Here is an 18,618-nt window from a genome sequence, read left to right as displayed (position 1 = left end):
AACTCCTCGCTTCCTTACTTTTTCTTCGAGATGGATTTCGCCTGTGTGAAGAGCAACAGGTAATCCGGGCCTCCTGCCTTGGAGTCCGTACCCGACATATTGAAGCCACCGAAGGGATGACCACCAACCATGGCGCCTGTGCATTTGCGGTTGAAGTACAGGTTGCCAACATGGAACTCTTCGCTGGCGCGCTCAAGACGCTGCTCGTCGTTAGAGAAGAGCGAGCCGGTCAGGCCGTACTCGGTATTATTAGCGATGTCGAGGGCCTCATCAAAGTCTTTCGCTTTGATAAAGGCTAGAACCGGGCCAAAGATCTCCTCCAGCGAGATACGCGCCTCGGGGGCGACGTCCGCGAAGATGGTTGGCTCGATAAAGTAGCCCGGCCCCTGGTGCTTACCGCCAGTGACGAGGCGTCCCTCTTGCTTGCCGAGCTCGATGTACTCGAGGATTTTCTTCATGGCATTCTCGTCAACCACGGGACCCATGTAGGTGGTTGGTTGAGTCACATCGCCCATGGTAAGGGTTTTGGTCTTCTCGACCACTTTCTCCAATACCTTGTCGTAGACTTGCTCGACGACGATGGCGCGGGAACCAGCCGAACACTTCTGCCCCTGGAAGCCAAAGGCGGAGGCAACGATAGCGGTGGCGGCGGCATCCAGGTCGGCGGTCTCGTCGACGACGATTCCATCTTTGCCACCCATCTCCAGGATGGTACGCTTCAGCCAGCGCTGCCCCTTGGGCGTTTTCGACGCGCGCTCATAGATGCGCAAGCCGACGTCACGCGAGCCAGTGAAGGAGATGTAGCGCACGCTGGGGTTATCGACGAGGGTATCACCTACGACTGAACCAGAGCCAGTCAGGAAGTTGACCACGCCAGCGGGGAGACCCACCTCTTCGAGGAGGCGCATAAACTGATAGGCAATGGCGGGCGAAGTGCTGGCAGGTTTGAGCACAACTGTATTGCCAGCGACAAACGAGGCGCTTGTCATGCCAACCATGATGGCGTTAGGGAAGTTCCAGGGCGGAATGACCGCGCCCACACCCAGCGGAATATAGACGAGTTTGTTCTCTTCGCCAGGCAGGGGGGTGACAGGCTGGTCGCCAGCCAGGCGTAGCATCTCGCGCGCGTAGTACTCGAGGAAGTCAATGGCCTCGGCGGTGTCACCATCGGCCTCGACCCAGCTCTTACCAACCTCAAAGATCATCCAGGCGTTAAAGTAGAAACGACGCTGGCGCATGAGATCAGCGGCGGCGAAGAGATAGCTGGCGCGCTCTTCAGCTGGAACATGTTTCCAGCTTTCGAAGGTCTCGGCCGCGACTTTGACCGCCTCGTTTGCCTGCTCGACTGTCGCGCTGGTAAAGTGACCTATTACCTGGTCGGGCTGCGAGGGATTGACCGAGGCGAAGGTCTTCTCACCGATAATCTTTTTGCCACCGATGATGAGCGGATAGGTCTGACCCAGCTCGCTTCTCACCTGGGCGATTGCCTCTTCCTGGGCACGTTTATTCTCTTCTTTACTGAAATCAGTGAAAGGTGCATTTGTGAAAGGCGTTTGGAGACGCCCTTTGATATCTTCTAAAACTTTGGCCATGATGTATAAACTCCTTCAACACTTCATCGTGTCATGTGATTGATTGCCTCCTTATTCTATCTCATAGAGGCGGGGTGATGGTAGAGGAACGCTTCTGTGTATCATTTCTAACGTACAGCAAGCAGGCAACGCACAGTATTAGTGAATAATGGGGGCGTTATCCTGGGCGAGCGCGTCGCGAATGCGCTCGTGGTGAGGCTCCACGATGTCCATCCGGGCTATTTCTTTTGGTGTGAAGTAGCCAATTTCGGTAGTCTCATCGCTTAAACCAGGCTCGCCAGCCACTATCTCGCCCTCAAAACAGATGTTAACCATGTGATAGCGGTTACTATCAGGATAGGTCAGGAGCACATGCGGATTGGAGTAGATACCAATGAGCCTGTTGAGGCTGATACGCAGGCCAGTCTCTTCCCAGGTCTCGCGGATACAGGCTTCGCTGACGCTCTCGCCTGCCTCCATATGCCCACCGGGCAGGCACCAGCGCCCGTTATCGCTCCGCTGGGTCAGCAGTATTTTCTCGTGGATAGCATCAAAAATGACGACCGAGGTCGTGAGTGCCAGTTGCCCCTCACGGCCAATGCGTTCTCCAAAGAGATAAGAGGCCATAGTGCGTTCTCCTTATATTTCGTTATATTTCATCTAAGGTTGAATGTCCAGGGTGGTGACGTTTCGTGTAGTCATGTCTAGCAGACGAATGACATGATTATTGGTGTCGGCGATATATAGAGTGTTGCCAGTGATTGCCAGGCCGCCGGGTTCATTAAATTGTGCCTGCTCGGCTGGCCCATGGTGTATGCCTGCCTCGCCAGTTCCAGCAAGGGTACGAACCTCGCGTGTTTGGGGATCAAGGACCTTGATGCGATTATTATAGGTATCGGCCAGGTAGAGCAGGCCATTGGCTGCGCAGATGCCCTGTACATGTTGTAACTGAGCCTCTTCGCCGATGCCATCCACATCGCCAAAGTCAAAGAGTCCCGTGCCTACCAGCGTATGCACCTGTTGCTCACCTGTCAGCTCGATGGCGCGGATGGCGCTGGCTTCGCTATCGGCGCTGTAAAGCACCTGGCTAGCCACATCCAGGGTGATGCCAGTCGGCTGCGCGAAGAGGGCCTCGTCATGTGGCCCATCACGTAGTGCCTCCGGGCCAGCGCCAGCGAAGGGTTCAATCTCACCAGTAGCCAGGTTGAGCACAAAGATGCGGTGCATCCCTGCCATGGCGATATACAGCTTCTCCTCAAAGGCCACGAGGTCCCAGGGCGAGCTAAGCGCAATGCTTCGCGCCGGACCCTGGAGCTGGGTTCGCACCATGCCATTTTGCTCGCCAGTTCCCGCCAGTGTCTCCACTTGCTTTGTGAGTAGATCAACGCGCCGGATGAGGTGGTTATCAGTATCCGCCACATAGAGCAGGTCGTTGACGAGGGCTACGCCCTGGGGATGGTTAAATTGTGCTTTCGCAAACGAGCCATCGGCCTGACCCTGGACTCCTGACCCGATAATGGTGCGTACTCGGCCCTGGAGATCGGTCTCGACCAGGCGATGATGCGCCGAATCACTGATAATGAGGCGGTTGGCCTGTGCATCTACCGCAAGTTTGCCAGGGAAGGCCAGGAACGATGAGGGCGCTGTCGCTGCGCTAAAGCGCAGTTGGCGGTGGTCAAGCAGCCCCCGAGCTTCAAACTCCTCGAGCATCTGGTGTAGCAGGTCCTTGCCCTGTGTGGGCGAGATCTCGCCCTCATGTTTGCCAATGACGCGCCCCTCCGGGTCAAGAAAGACGAGGGTGGGCCAGGCGCGGACCGCGTATTGCTGCCAGAGGTACATCGCGTGATCATTTACCACTGGATGCTCGACGCCGTAACGTAGGACAGCGTTGTGTACGCTGCCGGTAAAATGCTCGCCAGGGAACTTGGGTGAATGAATACTGATAACGCTCAACGTCTCAGGGAAGCTCTCTTCAAGCTCACGCAGCTGGGCGAGTGCGTGCATACAATTGATGCAACAGAAGGTCCAGAAATGTAGGATCACGATCCGCCCGCGCAGCTCCTTCAGGCTGAGAGGGTGATCGCTATTGATCCAGGCCAGGTTGGTGGGAAAATCGGGTGCGCGCACCTCACCGCGAAAGCGTTGCGCCATAGTCTACCTCTTTCTTATCTTGAGGGTGAGTTTCAGGTGCCAAAATTGTAGCATATGTGAGAACAAAGCCAGCCACTGAAACGTTCCCTGGGTGTTTATGCAGAATATGGTAGGATAGAGATAGATGCCTGTGAACGTAGAAGTTGAAGATGCAGGCGAAGTGCGACGAACTCTTTTGCCTGTCGCTGAGAAGAGACCCGCCCGCTGTATATTTGCTCATAGAGGAGGTTGGTTTGAAGATCTCGGTTGCCGTTGGACAATTCCCCATCAGTTTTGCTATTACAGAGAATGTACAGTATATCCTCTCCATGCTCGAACAGGTCGAGCCCGACGATTTGCTGGTGCTCCCCGAGGGAGCTATCTCTGGATATAATGAGGATAGCCGCTTTCTTGCGCTAATTGATCGCAGGCTTCTGGCGGATGCGATAGAGCGCATCGCGGAGGTTGTGAAGCGCAAGCAGGTTCACCTGATCGCAGGCTCCTGCCTGGAGGAAGAGGGCGAGTGGTATAACACAGGACTCTATTTTTCGCCTCGTGGTGAGCGAGCGCTCTATCGCAAGGTGAACCTGGCAACGGGCGAACGTGGGCACTTTGTCGCGGGTGCCGACCTTCCTATCTTTCCCCTCCATTTTGCCGAGGGGAGCGTCAACGTAGGCATGCAGCTCTGTCGTGAGATCCGCTTCCCCGAACAGTGGCAATGCCTGGCCCAGCGTGGCGCCGAACTCTTTGTCTACATTACCAACGCCGCTAATCCCGAGGTCAAGCCGGATGTCTGGCGCAGCCACCTGGTCAGTCGCGCGGCGGAGAACCAGCGCTTTGTGCTGGCTGCCAACACCGCTCACTTTGTGCAACACTGCCCTAGCATGATCATTGCTCCCGATGGCGAGGTCCTGGCCGAGGTTACGGGCGAGGAGACCCGTCTCCTACGTGCTACCCTCGACCTGGCGCAGACAGGCAACTGGTACCTCAGCCAGTGCCGCCGCGACGTTGTCAGCATGTACTACAAAGGCGAACTGGTACGCACAAGCATCGGCCCGGTGTAATCCTGTCAAGACGAAGAGATAGCAATCGCTCCCAATAACTTGGGTCAAGTGTAACTCTGTCAGGACAAAGTGATAGCATTGCCCCTCATAACTTGGGTCAAGTATGGATGGTGGTTTCGGGCGCCAGCCCGAAACCACCATCCATACTCATAAACCCTTTGAGCGCCGCAGGCGCGAAAGGTGCTTTTTTCGCGCAGGCGTAGTATACTATTGTGCATCACTAGACTGTTTTTGTACAAGGAGAAAATGTTGTTATGGCTCGGCAGGAATTTCCGATTGAGCAGCAGTTACGTAAGGATGCCCAGGATGCGCAGCGCGCACGCGACCAGGTGAAGCTGGATACGCTGCGTATGGCCTTGAACGCAATCCATAACCTTGAAGTCGCGCGTACCGACCGCAAAAATCCCGAATATGGTCAGCCTCTCACCGAGGCGGATTGCTTGCGTGTGCTCGAACAGGAAGTCAAGAAGCGCAACCAGGCTATCCCCCTCTATAAGCAGGGCGGTCGCCTGGAACTCGCCGAGAAAGAACAAGCGGAACTGGATATCCTACAGACCTACCTCAAGTCCTCACAGATGAGCGATGAGGAGATCCGCGAGGTCGTAAGCGCCCTGGTCGCGGAAAACGGCAAAGAGTTCCGTAAAGTCATGCCTCAGGCGGCCAAACAGCTCAAAGGGCGAGCCGACGGCGCACGTATTCAAGGCATTGTCAAAGAATTGACACAGTAAAGCCTCTCTCAAAAATAATAAGCACAAGGCCCCTGGCATCTCAATGCCAGGGGCCTTGTGCTTGTCCTTGGTTGCTCGCTACGGAGCTTCTGAAGCTATGGCTGCCTCTGCAACCTGGATATCCTTATCGGCTGCCGCATCCCGATTGGCATATTCGCGCAAACCCCACGCGGCCAGCAGGGAGATCAACGCCATCAAAATGATGTAGAGCACGAGCGGAATATATGATTTATATGCCGCAAGCAAGAGCACCGCGATAATTGGGGCCGGGCCGCCCGCCGTGAGCGAGGCAAGCTGATAGCCGAGCGATGCCCCGCTATAGCGCAGGCGGGTGCTGAAGTGCTCGGAGATAAACGCTGCCTCAGGACCATAGAGACTGGCGTGAAAGATGCTAATGGCTCCTATGAGCGCCAGTACGACAAGCACACTGTTTTTTGTTTGAAGCAAGAGGAAGAAGGGATAGGCATAGATTGCCATGCCAAGAGAGGCGAGCATAAACCAGCGTTTACGCCCCACAATATCGGAGAGATAGCTCGCAAATGGCATTGTCCCAAAGGCGATCAGCGCAGCGAGAATAATTCCCGTGTAGAGCGTATTCACAGGTATCTTGAGCGTAGTGGCTCCATATGACAGGACAAAGGTTGTAAACAGGTAGAAGGGAGCCTGCTCGCCTGAGCGCAGAAGCGCCGAGAGAATGATCTCCTTCCAGTAGTGGCGGATAACCTCGCCCAGGGGAGCCTTGGCCACCCGCTGCTCCTGTTTAATGCGTGTAAACTCAGGAGTTTCGAGGATGCGCATACGGATAAAGAAGCCAACCAGGATCAGAAGCGCGCTCAGGAAGAAGGGAATACGCCAGCCAATCTGAAGAAAAGCCTCGCCAGGGAAAAGCGCTTTACAGATCAGGAGTGCGATGGCGGCCAGGGCCAGGCCCACCGGAACGCCTGTCTGAGGCCAGCTGGCCCAGAAGCCACGACGGCGGTTATCACCATACTCCAGCGAGAGCAGTACCGAGCCACCCCATTCGCCTCCGACTCCCGCCCCTTGCAGGAAGCGCAGAATCGTAATCAATAGGGGTGCGACAAAACCGATGCTCTTGTAGGTTGGGATAGCGCCAATCAGCACAGTCGCGACCCCCATCAGAATGAGTGTTACGATGAGTGTCGACTTGCGTCCAACGCGGTCGCCGAACCAGCCGAAGAACGCGCCCCCAATAGGGCGAGCCAGGAAACCGATGTAGTAAGTGGTAAAAGATGCTAAGATGCCGGTGACAGGATCGAGATTGGGAAAGAAGAGCGGGGCGAAAATAGTGGCGGCAAAGAAGTTGTACAAGAAGAAATCATACCATTCAATGGCGGTTCCCAGCGTGCTCGCGGTAATTACGGGCAGCATCCGGCGAACCGAGACTTCTCCTGTTGCTACATTAGCCATGGTGCCTCCTTATGCTCATCATCATGATGAACACTAACTACGACAACTGTGTGTAGAAAGGATACCTTCTATCTGTAGCCCAAAGGCTCAGATGGCGCCTGGCAGTTGTATTCCCACCGTTGGGAATTGGAAGCGAAAAGTGAAAAGATATTATTAAAAGCATAATGATTTACTATTTGCTTGTCAAGCAAATAGAAGTGGTTTTATGAACCAGTCGTCATATTTGTACCAGCTATTTTATTTCTGGCATTAGGCATGATGTTATACTATGGTCAGAATAAATAGTTCTGTGTGGATGTGCAAATGTATGCTCCGTTTTGGCGCGAAGAGGCATCTAGTTTCAGAGACTGTATGTGTTATGAAACGCTAGGAGGTGCGATGGACTCATGTCGATTACCGCGATAGAATTACCTTTGTTCCCACTAGATGTGGTCCTTTTCCCGGGGACAGTCATGCCGCTCCACATCTTCGAGCCGCGCTACCGGCAGATGATCCAGGATTGCCAGCGGACACAGAAGCCATTTGGGATTGTGCTGACAAAGCCTGAGAGCGTCTACCTACACGAGGTTCCCTACAGCGTCGGTACAATGGTGCAGATGCGCAACGTCGAGCGTATGGAAGATGGTCGCTTTACATTGATGGCAATAGGGACACGTCGTTTTCGCATCGTCAGCCAGCATCGAGATAGACCCTATTTGTCAGCGACTGTCGAACCATTTATGGATGATCCCGAGCCAGCCCAGATCTTAACCCTCCCCATGGCTCAGGCGTGTGGCTTGTTTCGTAACTACCTGGAGATGTTATTAGAGGCGGCGAACGAGGATAGTAGCTACGCCGATCTCCCCGAAGATCCGGAAGATCTCTCGTATTTCATCGCCTATTTCCTCGAGGTGCAGAACGAAACGAAACAGCGCCTCCTTGAAGGTACTTCGACGCAGGAACGCCTGCGCGACGAGATCAATATTCTGCGACGAGAAGTACCCTTTATGCGGCAAATCCTCTCAAAGAATTTGCCTGAGGACCGGAGTATGCTAAACTAAGCACACACTAATTTTTAGAAGTGAGGATGGGACGAGATGAGAGAGTTGCCCGGTTTTCGGCAGCAGCTTGATAACCTGCTTCGCACCCGTGATAAGGAACAGGTGCAGACATTTATGATTGAGAATGGCCAGTGGTATGAAAGCACGCCCGCTGATCCTGAATATGCCATGTGGCTTATGATCGGCGGCAGCGAGAAACTGAGCGACCTGCATGAAGAGGCGCGTGAGTGGCTGGTCAGCCATGGGCACGAGAGCGCGGCTGAGGCCCTGCTGGGGAAAGCCGGCGCCAAAGGTGGCTCATCCAAGGGACGGGCAAAGCAGCAACCTCGTGGGAAGCAGGCGCAAGGACGCAAACCAGCCGCTAAAGGTGAGCGAGGCGCGGCTAAAAACACGTCAAAAGAGTCCTAAGGAGTCCTAAAGCGAGCGTTGGCTGTGGTTAGCGCTCCAGGCTGCCGATACTAGTAGTAATATCCCGATATGCATAGTACCGAATCAGAGCAGGACACTCCTGCCCTGATCATTTTTTGGGGAATAGATCAGAGCCGTAATTCTGTTGTGCTAGAGTAGTTGCTAATAAGTAAGCAGATGAATAAAAGCGCTATATTTCTATATGCAGAAGGGATGTATGTGCATTGGGTAAGAGTAATATACTTCTAGCATCAACGGAAGAAGAGATACATAAAGTAAATGCTCCCCAGCTTAGCCAGCGCCTGGTCTTGTTGCTGGCGGTGGCCTGTGGCCTCTCGGTCGCCAATCTCTATTATGTGCAGCCTGTTCTGGCCGATATTGGACGTGAATTTGCCGTCTCTGTAAATCAGGTAGGTGTTCTGGCAACCCTCTCCCAGCTTGGCTATGCCGTGGGTCTCCTGCTGATTATTCCATTGGGAGATCGCTATAATCGTCGGGCGCTGATCGTGACGATGCTGGTCGCTGTGACGGTCGCTTTGATCGCGATGGCCCTGGCACCTACCCTGGTGCTCCTCTCAATCGCGAGCTTCGCTGTAGGCGTCACTACAGTGGTCCCACAGTTGATTGTGCCGCTAGCGGCAAGCCTGGCGCATTCCCAGGAGCGTGGGCGCGTGGTGGGAACCGTGATGAGTGGCTTGCTGATTGGCGTCTTGCTGGCGCGCACGGCGAGTGGTGTATTAAGCGCGCACCTGGGATGGCGTGCAGTGTACTGGATCGCCGCGGGATTGATGGTTCTCCTGGCCCTGGTCCTGCGCTTCCTGTTGCCCCCTGATCGCCCTCAATCAGATATGAGCTATACACAGCTCTTGCGCTCGCTCTGGAGTCTCGTTAAAAGCGAGCCTGTGCTGCGCGAGACCAGCATCTATGGGGCACTGGGCTTTGCGGCCTTTAGCGCGTTCTGGGCCACGCTCTCCTTCCGCCTGCAAACGCCACCTTTTCACTATGGTAGCGAGGTGGCAGGCCTCTTTGGCCTGGTTGGTGTTGTGGGGGCATTCGCGGCCTCTTTTATTGGCCGCCTTGCCGATAAAGTTAATCCGCGTAAGACGATTGGCATCGGATTGCTCATTCTCCTGGCCTCGTTTGGCATCTTCTGGCTAACGGGCCAGTATCTCTGGGGCCTGATCATTGGCGTCATCTTGCTAGACCTGGGGGCACAGACCAATCAGATCTCAAATCAGGCGCGCGTCTATAGTCTCAATCCCGCCGCGCGTAGCCGTCTCAATACAATCTATATGGTGTCGTACTTTATTGGTGGCTCGCTTGGCTCGTTCCTTGGCACCTATGGCTGGGGCTTCGCCGGCTGGTTTGGCGTCTGTGGCGTGGGGCTGCTGCTCCTGTTACTGGCGCTTGCCGTGTATGTGCTCAATAGTCGGCGCACACAGGCCGCTAGCTGCTAGCTTTTGTTGTCATTTCGCGCCCGCGGCGCTTACAGGAAAGGGATGGTGACGTGTACCTCGAACATCCGCCCGAGATACACGTCACCATCCCTTTCCTGTTGATATGTGTTTGCAATAATTGTTAGCCAACGACCTTTTTGTGTTGTTCGATAAGTGCCTGCTGAATGTGAGGAGGGACTTCCTCATATTGGGCAAACTCCATAGTGAAGGAGCCACGACCCTGGGTAATAGAGCGCAGGTCGGTCGCGTAGCGTAGCATCTCGGCCTGGGGAACGGTGGCGGTGATGCGCTGCATACCTTCTTCCTGCTCATCTGGTTCCATGCCGAGCACACGGCCACGCCTGGTGTTGATGTCACTCATGACGTCACCCATATTGGCCTCTGGAATCAGGATGTTAACATGCATAACAGGCTCCAGAATGACCGGGCTGGCCAGGGGGACGGCCTCTTGCATCGCCAGGGAGGCCGCAACCTCGAAGGATTGTGCCGATGAGTCGACTGGGTGGTACTTACCATCGTAGAGTGCGACACGCACATAGAGCATGGGGTTGCCTGAGATGAAGCCGCGCTTGAGCGATTCGCGTACCCCCTTCTCGACACCAGGAATGAACTGGTTGGGGACGACGCCGCCTACAATGCGGTCCTCAAAGATGAAGTCCTGCTCTCCTCCGTGGGGCAGTGGCTCGATCTCCAGCCAGACATCGCCAAACTGGCCGTGTCCACCGCTCTGGCGCTTGTGGCGTCCATTAGCCTTAGCCTTCTTGCGGATGGTCTCGCGGTAATGGATATGTGGATCGCGTGTCTCCAGGTCGACGCCATATTTGCGTTTGATACTCTCCACCGTGATTTGCAGATGCGCCTCGCCCATGCCAGAGAGCAGCGTCTCCGCCGTCTCGGGATCACGTGAGACGCGTAGCGTGCGGTCTTCTTGCACGATGCGTGCCAGGACGTTGCCCATTTTGTCCAGGTCATTCTGGCTTTTGGGGATGATCGTCAGGGTGAAGCAGGGTTCGGGGAAGCGGATCGGCTCAAGGGGCGTGGTGATGTTTTTGCTATCGGTGAATGTATCACCTGTATGGGTATTGGTAAGCTTGGACACGGTACCGAAATCGCCTGCGGAAATGGAACTGGCATTCTCTGACATTTTGCCACGTGGGAACGAGAGGGCGCCTACACGCTCATCCATCTTTGTCTGGATATTGAAGAGGTGGCTATCAGCCTTGATGCTTCCTGTATAGACGCGGAAGGTTGAGACAGTGCCGGACTGTTGCCCGGTCGTTTTAAACACCAGGGCCGAAGTGTGTCCTTCAAAGTTCTGAGCATCTTCTGGTAAGGCGTCCGCCGCGCTGGGGAGGTAGTCAAGGATAGCACTGAGCATTGTCTGGATACCGATGTTCTTCGCCGCGGAGGCACAGAGCACTGGAATGAGCTGACCCGAGGCCGTACCCACTTTGACTAGTTTAAGGATCTCTTCGTCGTTAAGGTCTATCCCCTCCAGAAATTTCTCCATCAGCTCATCATCGCTCTCGACCGCTGACTCGATAAGCTGTTCACGGTAACTATTGATGGTGTCCTGTAGCTCATCGGGGATGGAGATTTCTTGCACACTATTGCCGCCCTCGAAGGTATAGCCCTTCTGATGCAGCAGGTCAACAACTCCCTTGAAGTTGGCCTGTTCCCCGATGGGAATCTGTAGGGGGACAACTTTGGTGCCAAATTTGGCGCGTAACGACTCAAGCGCCATATCAAAGGAGGTATTTTCGCGGTCGAGCTTGTTGACCACGACGATACGAGGAAGGTTGCGTTCATTGGCATAGTGCCAGGTTAGTTCAGTGCCGACTTCTACCCCTTTTTCAGCTGTCACCACGACCAGGGCGGCATCCGCCACGCGTAGGCCAGCTTTTACCTCACCAATGAAATCAGCGTAGCCAGGCGTGTCAATAAAATTGATCTTATGCTCATGCCACTCGATGGGAAGCACTTTGGTGTGAAGGGACATCCGACGCTTGAGTTCGTCAGGATCGTAGTCCGCAATCGAGGTTCCATCATCCACCTTCCCTTGTCGTGTTACGGCTCCAGTGTCAAATAGTGCGGCATCAATCAAGGATGTTTTCCCTGCTCCCCCGTGGGAGATCAACGCTACATTGCGAATGTATTCCGCCCCGTATACTTTCATAAGCCGTCATCCTCCTGACTTCTTTCGCAAGAGGGGGTCTCTCGCCAGGCCTTCTGGAGGGTCTGACCTGTAAGACCTCCCCCGCGCATGTGGTTCCTGACAGTATGCCCGGTGCTAGCACATGAATGCTGTGCTATACGCTATTCCTGTTGAATAGGTTTAGTATAACAGGATCATATATTTTAATCAACAAATCTGAACGTGTTTCAATCAATATCTTCTATTGTGGGACCCTACACTCTGCTGCTATACTGAAAGGGATATTTCGCAGTCTTTGCTTTTACTGTACGGGAGTAAAAAACATATGACCATAGATATACATGACATTGAACAGCTTCTGGAGCAGCAGGAGCAATGGCGTCAGCGCCAGGCGATTAATCTGATTGCCAGCGAGAACACCCCCAGCGAGGCGGTGCGCCGCGTGCAAAATTCAGACTTTATGGGGCGCTACGCCGAAGGGCATCCTAATGAGCCGGGCAAGGTGAATCGCTACTATCAAGGCACACGCTATATCGACGAGATTGAGCGCCAGGCGCGTACAGAGATCATGGAGCTCTTTAGAGCGCGCCAGGCGGACGTCCGCCCCATCAGCGGCAACGCCTCCAATACCGCCATTGCACTTGGATACTTGCGCGGTGGCGATACCGTTATCGCCAACTCGACCGACGCTGGCGGACATATCAGTCACGGCCCGGTGGGCGTCTTTGGTCGACGTATCCAGAATCGCGGGCAGGTGCTCAAGCTAGGCAGCGAGAAGTCGGTAAACCTGCACTATCTGCCCCTGACCGAGGACCACTATCACGTCGATGCGCAGAAGACGATTGAGTTGATCGAGCGTGTCTCGCCCCAACTGGTGATCATGGGCAAGAGCCTCTTCCTCTTCCCCGAACCCGTTAGCGAGGTCGTGACGGCCTGTCGCGCGAAGAATATTCCGCTGCTGTATGATGGAGCACATGTCCTTGGCCTGATCGCTGGTGGTCAGTTCCAGGATCCCCTGCGCGAGGGGGCAACCTGGCTTACCGGTAGCACGCACAAGACTTTTCCCGGTCCGCAGCGTGGTGTGATCCTGGGCAACCTGGATGAAGAGGGCGAGAAGAAGTTCTGGCCTGCAGCCGACCGTGGCGTCTTCCCAGGCTCCTCCAGTAACCATCACCTGAATACATTACCCGCTTTGCTGGTCGCGACTCGCGAAATGAAGCTGTATGGGCGTGACTATGCCGCGCAGATCGTGCGCAACGCCCAGGCGCTTGGTCGCAGCCTCGATGAACTGGGTACGCCAGTGGAGGCCCGTGATTTTGGTTACACAAAGAGTCATATCATCGCGGTGAATGTGGCGCAGTTTGGCGCGGGCGTGGAGGTTGCCAAGCGCCTGGAGGCCAACGATATCATTGTGAACTACAACATGCTCCCCGGTGACGAGGATCCTCGCAATCCCTCCGGCCTGCGTATCGGCGTCTCCGAGATGACGCGCTATGGCATGGATGAACAGGCCATGGGTGAGTTGGCGCAATTGATGCATGACGCGGTGCGTGGCCAGCAGGTCAAAGAGCAGGTCAATAAGCTGCGCGCGCGCTACACCGAAATGCGGTACGTCTAAGATCGTAAGCTTGAGGCATCAGCCGAAGCTGGCCTTTCGCGCCTGCGGCGCTCAGTGGTAAGGGGTGTTTGATGGCAACCTGGCTTTGCCAGGTTGCCATCAAACACCCCTTACCTGAATGCGAGCTTACAAGCCGAGTCAGGCGTCGAAGGGGGAATTAGGAAAGCCCCGAATAAAGTGGCCATTGTTTTGACTTCAACGCTCGCTTGCATTATAGTGTATAGCAACTGGAATAGTTCAGATAACGACGGACCGTGATGTCCTGAACAGAGACAATGAATAGGTATATGCCAGTTTGTAAATAAGCATATGAAGATCAGCGCTCGTCAAAGCTGCCGGAGCGCATAAGCAGTATGTGACTGCTTACCCCCTGAGTGTGCGGGGAGGGCCAACGGAGGAGATATGGAGCCGCAAGAACGCGAAGATTCCGAGACATTGCTGGTGCAATTTAAACGCCTTTATATCGATGCCATGCGTGTCTTTGAGCGCAAGCTTGGGATGAGCCAGGCGCGTATCTTGATTATGAGCGAGCTACTACATGAGCGCGAGGTGAGCCAGGCCGAGTTGCAGCTACGCCTGGGGGTAGACGGAGCTGCAATCACGCGGCAAGTGAAGCAGTTGGAGCGCGAGGGCTACATCGCGCGGCGTGCCAACCCCAATGACAACCGCGTGTCGCTAGTTTCTCTGACGCCACGGGGGCGCAGAGAGCTGACGGACCTGGTGAAGGCGCGCCTGGAGTTTGAGGATCGCGTCCTCGATGGCATCGATAGTGAGACGCGTAAACACCTGCGCCAGGTGCTCAAACATATTCATAGCAATATCCGCGCCCTGGACTAAATAATTATGGTGTAGGGTCCATGCTGGCATGGACTCTGAGGCCAGCAGGCCGATAATCAATCGCTTCGCTCGGGAGTCCATGCCAGCATGGACCCTACAAGCTTTTGTATTCCTCAATTAGCGATTTTGCCATTAAAATATCTGGTTTGCCCGGTCCATTGGCATCAGGAATGACCCCTACAATGGTATAGCCTAAACGCTGATAGAATTCGTAAGGATGGCGGCCCAAATTCTCTATCTGCGCGATATTCAGCCAGAGGTCGGGCAGGAGATGCTTCCCTGAGAGGCTGGTGCGGCCGTCCTCGTCGTCTGTGCCAAGCATGATGGTAAGGCCACCCCGCTCGCGGACGCGTTCCTCAAAATCAGCGACGAGCAAGCGTCCAATGCCCTGCCCCTGGTACTGGGGAGCTACTACCAGGGGATGCAGCTCCCAGACGCGACCATCGTACTGGCTCTGGCCCGCGATCCAGCCCACAACCTCTCCCAACTCATTGGTAGCTACGCGGCTGATACAGTCGCCACTAAAGGTCGCGTATATTTCTTCACGTGCGCTCTCCAGGTCGGGCCATGCCATAGGCGAGGAGGCCGCGAAGCCATCCACCAGGATGCGCGCGGCCTGTTCAACGGCTGCTTTATTATTCGCTTCCAGATCTACAATATGAACGGATGACATACAATATCCTCGTTATTTTTCTTGGTACTGAGCTAGCGTACGCTCCATGAGCTCGATCACGTCGCGTACCACGACCTCATTCACTTCTGGGGCGTGCGCGAACTCGCATAAGCTGATAAGATCCAGCAGCTTAATGCAGCGATGCCAGTCCGGTGGGAGTACGCCTCCTTGCACCTGGTAGCCGCGCAGAAACTGGCTCACAAAGGCCTCAGGCATCCGGTGTTCATAACGCAGCATATTCGCAATATCGGTCAGTGGCGAGCCCGCGAAGGCGAATTCCCAGTCCAGGACCGCGCTCACCTCTCCCTCGTGTACAAGAATATTGATCCCCTTAAAGTCTGAGTGGACCAGCGCCGCTGTAGGCGGAAGCGCGTCGAGATAGTCATGTTGCGCTTCGACAAAGTTCCAGAGTCGCTGGCTAAGCTCTGGCCCCAGGCGCTCCTGAGTTGGTCCCGTGGTCAGGAAATGGCGTATGAGTTGCAGGTACGACTCATTGCCCGTAAAGGGCTCAACATGCAGGTCAGGACCAAAGAAGCCTGCCTGGGGGAAGGTAAAGCTGCCAATCGCAGCCAGGGTGCTCCCGACCGCGTAGCCATAGCTGCTCTGCTCCCTGGCGTCCCCTTTCTCGATGGCATCGCGGAGGAGGATACCCTCGGCCCAGGTCATAATAGTATATGGCCAGGCCAGGTGCTGGCATGAGTCGTCGTGATAGAGCATGCGTGGAACGGGAACCCGTCCCTGTACAAGCTGATAGAGATCCCAGTCCTTCTGACTGCTGGCCTGGTCACGTCGGTACACACGTAAGACAAAGGGCTCATCAAGCCCGGCGAGCGTCAGTTTGTAGTTGGTGTTACAGTGTCCCTCGGTCAATAGCTCCGCCCCGATGACCTGGTGCCCGGGGAAGGCGGGGCGCGCCAGCATGTTGATTGTCGCGAGATCTAACTCCACAAGTGCCTGGCGGCGTCCCCAATCTTGTTCTAGCATCGTGTATCTTTCCCTTGCTTGCTAGGAAACAGCTTGTTCGGACTGCTGGTACTGCTGGAGCAGATCCAGGAGCCACTGCTCATCATGTACAGGCACTTTGGCTTTCTGAGCCTTTGCTAGTTTTGAGCCAGCATCCTCGCCCGCGATCAGGTGGCTAAGCGATTTGCTGACGCCCGAGGCGATTGTACCACCCAGGGTCTTAATGGACTCTTCAGCCGCTGTGCGCGTCATCGTATTTAGACGACCTGTGAGCAGGAAGCTTTGACCCGTAAGCGGACCTTCAACATGCTTACGCTCTTCACGCATATTGAGCCCTGCCGCACGCAGGCGCTCGATTAAGGCCTGGTTCTCCTCTTGCTGGAACCACTGTGCCACGCTCTGTCCAATTTTGGGGCCAATGCCAGGTACTTCGTTGATCTGGGCTTCGCTGGCGGCCATAAGCGTGTCCATATCGCCAAAGGCGTCTGCCAACAACTGGGCCGTCTTCTCGCCAACATAGCGAATATTTAAGCCGAAAAGCAGGCGTGAGAGCGGGCGTTGTTTGCTGGCCTCGATGGCGTTGAGCATGTTGTTCGCGCTCTTCTCCTTGATGCCCTCTAGTTCGAGCAGGTCATCGCGGGTCAGGTGATAGAAGTCGGAGACGCTCTGGAGATAGCCTGCTTCCATTAACTGCTCGCAAGTCTTCTCTCCAATGGTATCCATATCCATCGCGCCCTTGGAGACGAAGTGCGTAAAGCTCTCAAAGTTGCGGGCCGGGCATTGCAGGTTGGGGCAGTAGGCCATGGCCTGATCGGGGATGCGGATGATGGCCGTGCCGCAACGGGGGCAATTCTCTGGTAGGTGATAGACCTCTTCGCTCCCGGTGCGCTTCTCCATGACGGGCTTAACGACCTGGGGAATAACCTCGCCCGCACGCTGTACCAGCACCCAGTCGCCCACGCGCAGGTCTTTGCGCTGAATGTCCTCTTCGTTATGCAGTGATGCGCGTGAGACGGTCACTCCACGAATATTGATGGGTTCAAGCTCCGCCCAGGGATTGACCGAGCCGGTGCGCCCAATATTGACTTTGATGTCGAGTAGACGCGTCGCAACCTGAATGGGCGGGTATTTGAAGGCGATGGCCCAGCGTGGATCGCGCGCTACGACGCCTAGCTCCTCTTGATGGGCCAGGTCATTGATCTTGATGACCACGCCATCGATCTCGTAGGGGAGGTTAAAGCGCTCGTGTTCCCACTTGTTGCAGAAGGCCATAACCTCTTCAAGTGTGTGTGCCAGTTGCACATGCGGATTGAGCGGGAAGCCCCATGCTTTGATGAGCTGGAGGGTCTCCCAGTGACTCTGGATGCGCATGCCCTGTACATAACCGATCTGGTAGCCAAAGAAATCCAGGTTGCGTGTACCTGTGATGCGGGGATCTTTCTGGCGTAGCGAGCCAGCCGCTGCATTGCGTGGATTGGCGAAGAGCTTATTGTCAACCATCTGCTCATTGAGCTTCTCAAAGCTCTGCGTCGACATATAGATCTCGCCGCGCACCTCGACCTTCTCGGGAATGGGGGCTGCGTCGTGCAGTTTTTGAGGAATGCTGCGAATGGTGCGCACATTGGGAGTCCAGTCTTCGCCTACCAGGCCATTGCCACGTGAGGCGCCCATTGTCAGGCGTCCCTGGTCGTAGGTGAGGGCCATCGCCAGGCCATCAATTTTGAGTTCACAGACATAGGTAAAAGTAGCATTGGGCAAAATATTCTGTGCGCGCTTGTACCAGTCATAGAGCTCTTTCTCGCTGCGGGCGTTGGCGAGGCTCAGCATTGGCACCGGGTGCCTATATTGCGCTACATCCTGCAAGGGACTCGCACCCACGCGTTGCGTCGGAGACTCAGGGGTCACTAGTTCGGGGTGTTCGCCCTCAATACGCTGTAGCTCAATCATGAGTTGGTCATATTCGGCGTCGGAAAGGGTGGGATTATCCAGCACATGGTACTGGTAGTTGGCCTCTTCAATCTGGTGTCGTAGCTCGGCGACGCGCTTGGCGAGCCTCTCCTCCTCTGTCTGCCCAGCATGTTCTAAGAGGCTCTGAGACTGCTCATTCGCCTGGTCCTGCCCGGATATCGCTTGCTCTTCTTGCATCCTCTCGCTCCTGATAAAAAATAGCGTCTGTGGGAAATGTCTGTGGGTTGTCTACATATCTATTCTTTTTAGAAGGCCTGATAGTGGAAGACTTCAGGTGTACCTTCGAAGAGTCCATTGATATGACTGCGCCACTGGGGGAAGAGGGGGCCTTCGCGGAAATCGACGGTATGGGCTTCGAGCGTGCTCCATGAGTTCGTGACCATAAAGCGTCCTGGCTGCTCGATACAACGTGTGGCATGCGCGGAGATGCACTCTGGATGCTGGCGAATAATCTCCAGCCCGCGAATAATACCCTGGGCCAGCTCTTCTTCTTTCCCGGCAACCGCCGTAAAAACCGCGATCTCTGTTATCATGGAAAAACCTCCTCAAAATATCCATCGTGTACACTGACCTCACCC

General features: G+C 55.1%; 16 protein-coding genes. 7 read left to right on the top strand and 9 right to left on the bottom strand.

Going from position 1 to position 18,618, the window contains the following annotated elements:
• Nucleotides 1-14: 14 nt before the first annotated feature.
• The 3 genes from pruA to JMJ16_RS22330 form a co-directional block, all read right to left on the bottom strand.
• On the bottom strand, nucleotides 15-1,592 hold the full coding sequence (pruA, locus tag JMJ16_RS22340) for an L-glutamate gamma-semialdehyde dehydrogenase (RefSeq protein WP_201385140.1): 1,578 nt from the start codon (nucleotides 1,590-1,592) through the stop codon (nucleotides 15-17).
• A gap of 138 nt (nucleotides 1,593-1,730) precedes the next feature.
• Entirely contained in the window at nucleotides 1,731-2,198 is a 468-nt protein-coding gene (locus JMJ16_RS22335; protein ID WP_201385138.1) for an NUDIX hydrolase, read from the bottom strand.
• A gap of 33 nt (nucleotides 2,199-2,231) precedes the next feature.
• Nucleotides 2,232-3,722: a thioredoxin-like domain-containing protein gene (locus tag JMJ16_RS22330; protein ID WP_201385136.1), complete on the bottom strand. Its 1,491-nt coding sequence runs from the start codon at nucleotides 3,720-3,722 to the stop codon at nucleotides 2,232-2,234.
• 233 nt (nucleotides 3,723-3,955) lie between these two features.
• Here JMJ16_RS22330 and JMJ16_RS22325 point away from each other — a divergent pair, with 233 nt between their 5' ends.
• Nucleotides 3,956-4,765 (top strand): carbon-nitrogen hydrolase family protein, encoded by an 810-nt coding sequence (locus tag JMJ16_RS22325; protein WP_201385134.1) that lies wholly within the window; start codon nucleotides 3,956-3,958, stop codon nucleotides 4,763-4,765.
• Between the two features lie 254 nt (nucleotides 4,766-5,019).
• Nucleotides 5,020-5,493, top strand: coding sequence for a GatB/YqeY domain-containing protein (locus tag JMJ16_RS22320; protein WP_201385132.1), 474 nt, complete (start codon nucleotides 5,020-5,022; stop codon nucleotides 5,491-5,493).
• A 78-nt stretch (nucleotides 5,494-5,571) separates the two neighbouring features.
• On the opposite strand, the gene JMJ16_RS22315 is transcribed toward JMJ16_RS22320, so the two are convergent.
• Nucleotides 5,572-6,921 (bottom strand): MFS transporter, encoded by a 1,350-nt coding sequence (locus tag JMJ16_RS22315; RefSeq protein ID WP_201385130.1) that lies wholly within the window; start codon nucleotides 6,919-6,921, stop codon nucleotides 5,572-5,574.
• Nucleotides 6,922-7,307: 386 nt separating this feature from the next.
• Between JMJ16_RS22315 and JMJ16_RS22310 the strand changes: the two genes are divergently transcribed.
• The 3 genes from JMJ16_RS22310 to JMJ16_RS22300 all read left to right on the top strand — a co-directional run bounded on the left by JMJ16_RS22310 (nucleotide 7,308) and on the right by JMJ16_RS22300 (nucleotide 9,826).
• Nucleotides 7,308-7,961 (top strand): LON peptidase substrate-binding domain-containing protein, encoded by a 654-nt coding sequence (locus tag JMJ16_RS22310; RefSeq protein WP_201385128.1) that lies wholly within the window; start codon nucleotides 7,308-7,310, stop codon nucleotides 7,959-7,961.
• A 36-nt stretch (nucleotides 7,962-7,997) separates the two neighbouring features.
• Nucleotides 7,998-8,369 (top strand): hypothetical protein, encoded by a 372-nt coding sequence (locus tag JMJ16_RS22305; protein WP_201385126.1) that lies wholly within the window; start codon nucleotides 7,998-8,000, stop codon nucleotides 8,367-8,369.
• A gap of 224 nt (nucleotides 8,370-8,593) precedes the next feature.
• Nucleotides 8,594-9,826: an MFS transporter gene (locus JMJ16_RS22300; protein WP_236601658.1), complete on the top strand. Its 1,233-nt coding sequence runs from the start codon at nucleotides 8,594-8,596 to the stop codon at nucleotides 9,824-9,826.
• A 121-nt stretch (nucleotides 9,827-9,947) separates the two neighbouring features.
• On the opposite strand, the gene fusA is transcribed toward JMJ16_RS22300, so the two are convergent.
• Nucleotides 9,948-12,002, bottom strand: a complete 2,055-nt coding sequence (gene fusA / locus JMJ16_RS22295; RefSeq protein WP_201385125.1) for an elongation factor G — start codon at nucleotides 12,000-12,002, stop codon at nucleotides 9,948-9,950.
• A 304-nt stretch (nucleotides 12,003-12,306) separates the two neighbouring features.
• On the opposite strand from fusA, the gene glyA reads away from it, so the two are divergent.
• Nucleotides 12,307-13,599: a serine hydroxymethyltransferase gene (glyA, locus tag JMJ16_RS22290; protein ID WP_201385123.1), complete on the top strand. Its 1,293-nt coding sequence runs from the start codon at nucleotides 12,307-12,309 to the stop codon at nucleotides 13,597-13,599.
• A gap of 402 nt (nucleotides 13,600-14,001) precedes the next feature.
• Nucleotides 14,002-14,436: a MarR family winged helix-turn-helix transcriptional regulator gene (locus JMJ16_RS22285; RefSeq protein WP_201385121.1), complete on the top strand. Its 435-nt coding sequence runs from the start codon at nucleotides 14,002-14,004 to the stop codon at nucleotides 14,434-14,436.
• 94 nt (nucleotides 14,437-14,530) lie between these two features.
• Here JMJ16_RS22285 and JMJ16_RS22280 read toward each other — a convergent pair whose 3' ends face one another.
• The 4 genes from JMJ16_RS22280 to JMJ16_RS22265 all read right to left on the bottom strand — a co-directional run bounded on the left by JMJ16_RS22280 (nucleotide 14,531) and on the right by JMJ16_RS22265 (nucleotide 18,573).
• On the bottom strand, nucleotides 14,531-15,109 hold the full coding sequence (locus JMJ16_RS22280; RefSeq protein ID WP_201385119.1) for an N-acetyltransferase: 579 nt from the start codon (nucleotides 15,107-15,109) through the stop codon (nucleotides 14,531-14,533).
• A 12-nt stretch (nucleotides 15,110-15,121) separates the two neighbouring features.
• Complete coding sequence (locus tag JMJ16_RS22275; protein WP_201385117.1) at nucleotides 15,122-16,093, bottom strand: phosphotransferase family protein; 972 nt, start codon at nucleotides 16,091-16,093, stop codon at nucleotides 15,122-15,124.
• Between the two features lie 21 nt (nucleotides 16,094-16,114).
• Nucleotides 16,115-18,217 carry an NAD-dependent DNA ligase LigA gene (ligA, locus tag JMJ16_RS22270; protein ID WP_201385115.1) on the bottom strand — a complete coding sequence of 701 codons (2,103 nt, stop codon included), beginning with the start codon at nucleotides 18,215-18,217 and terminating at the stop codon, nucleotides 16,115-16,117.
• A 68-nt stretch (nucleotides 18,218-18,285) separates the two neighbouring features.
• The gene (locus JMJ16_RS22265) at nucleotides 18,286-18,573 is read right to left on the bottom strand and encodes a putative quinol monooxygenase (RefSeq protein ID WP_201385114.1); all 288 of its coding nucleotides are present in this window, start codon (nucleotides 18,571-18,573) and stop codon (nucleotides 18,286-18,288) included.
• Between the last annotated feature and the right edge of the window lie 45 nt (nucleotides 18,574-18,618).

This window comes from Ktedonobacter sp. SOSP1-52, from assembly GCF_016587395.1.
This window is presented reverse-complemented; position numbering and strand designations above follow the sequence as displayed.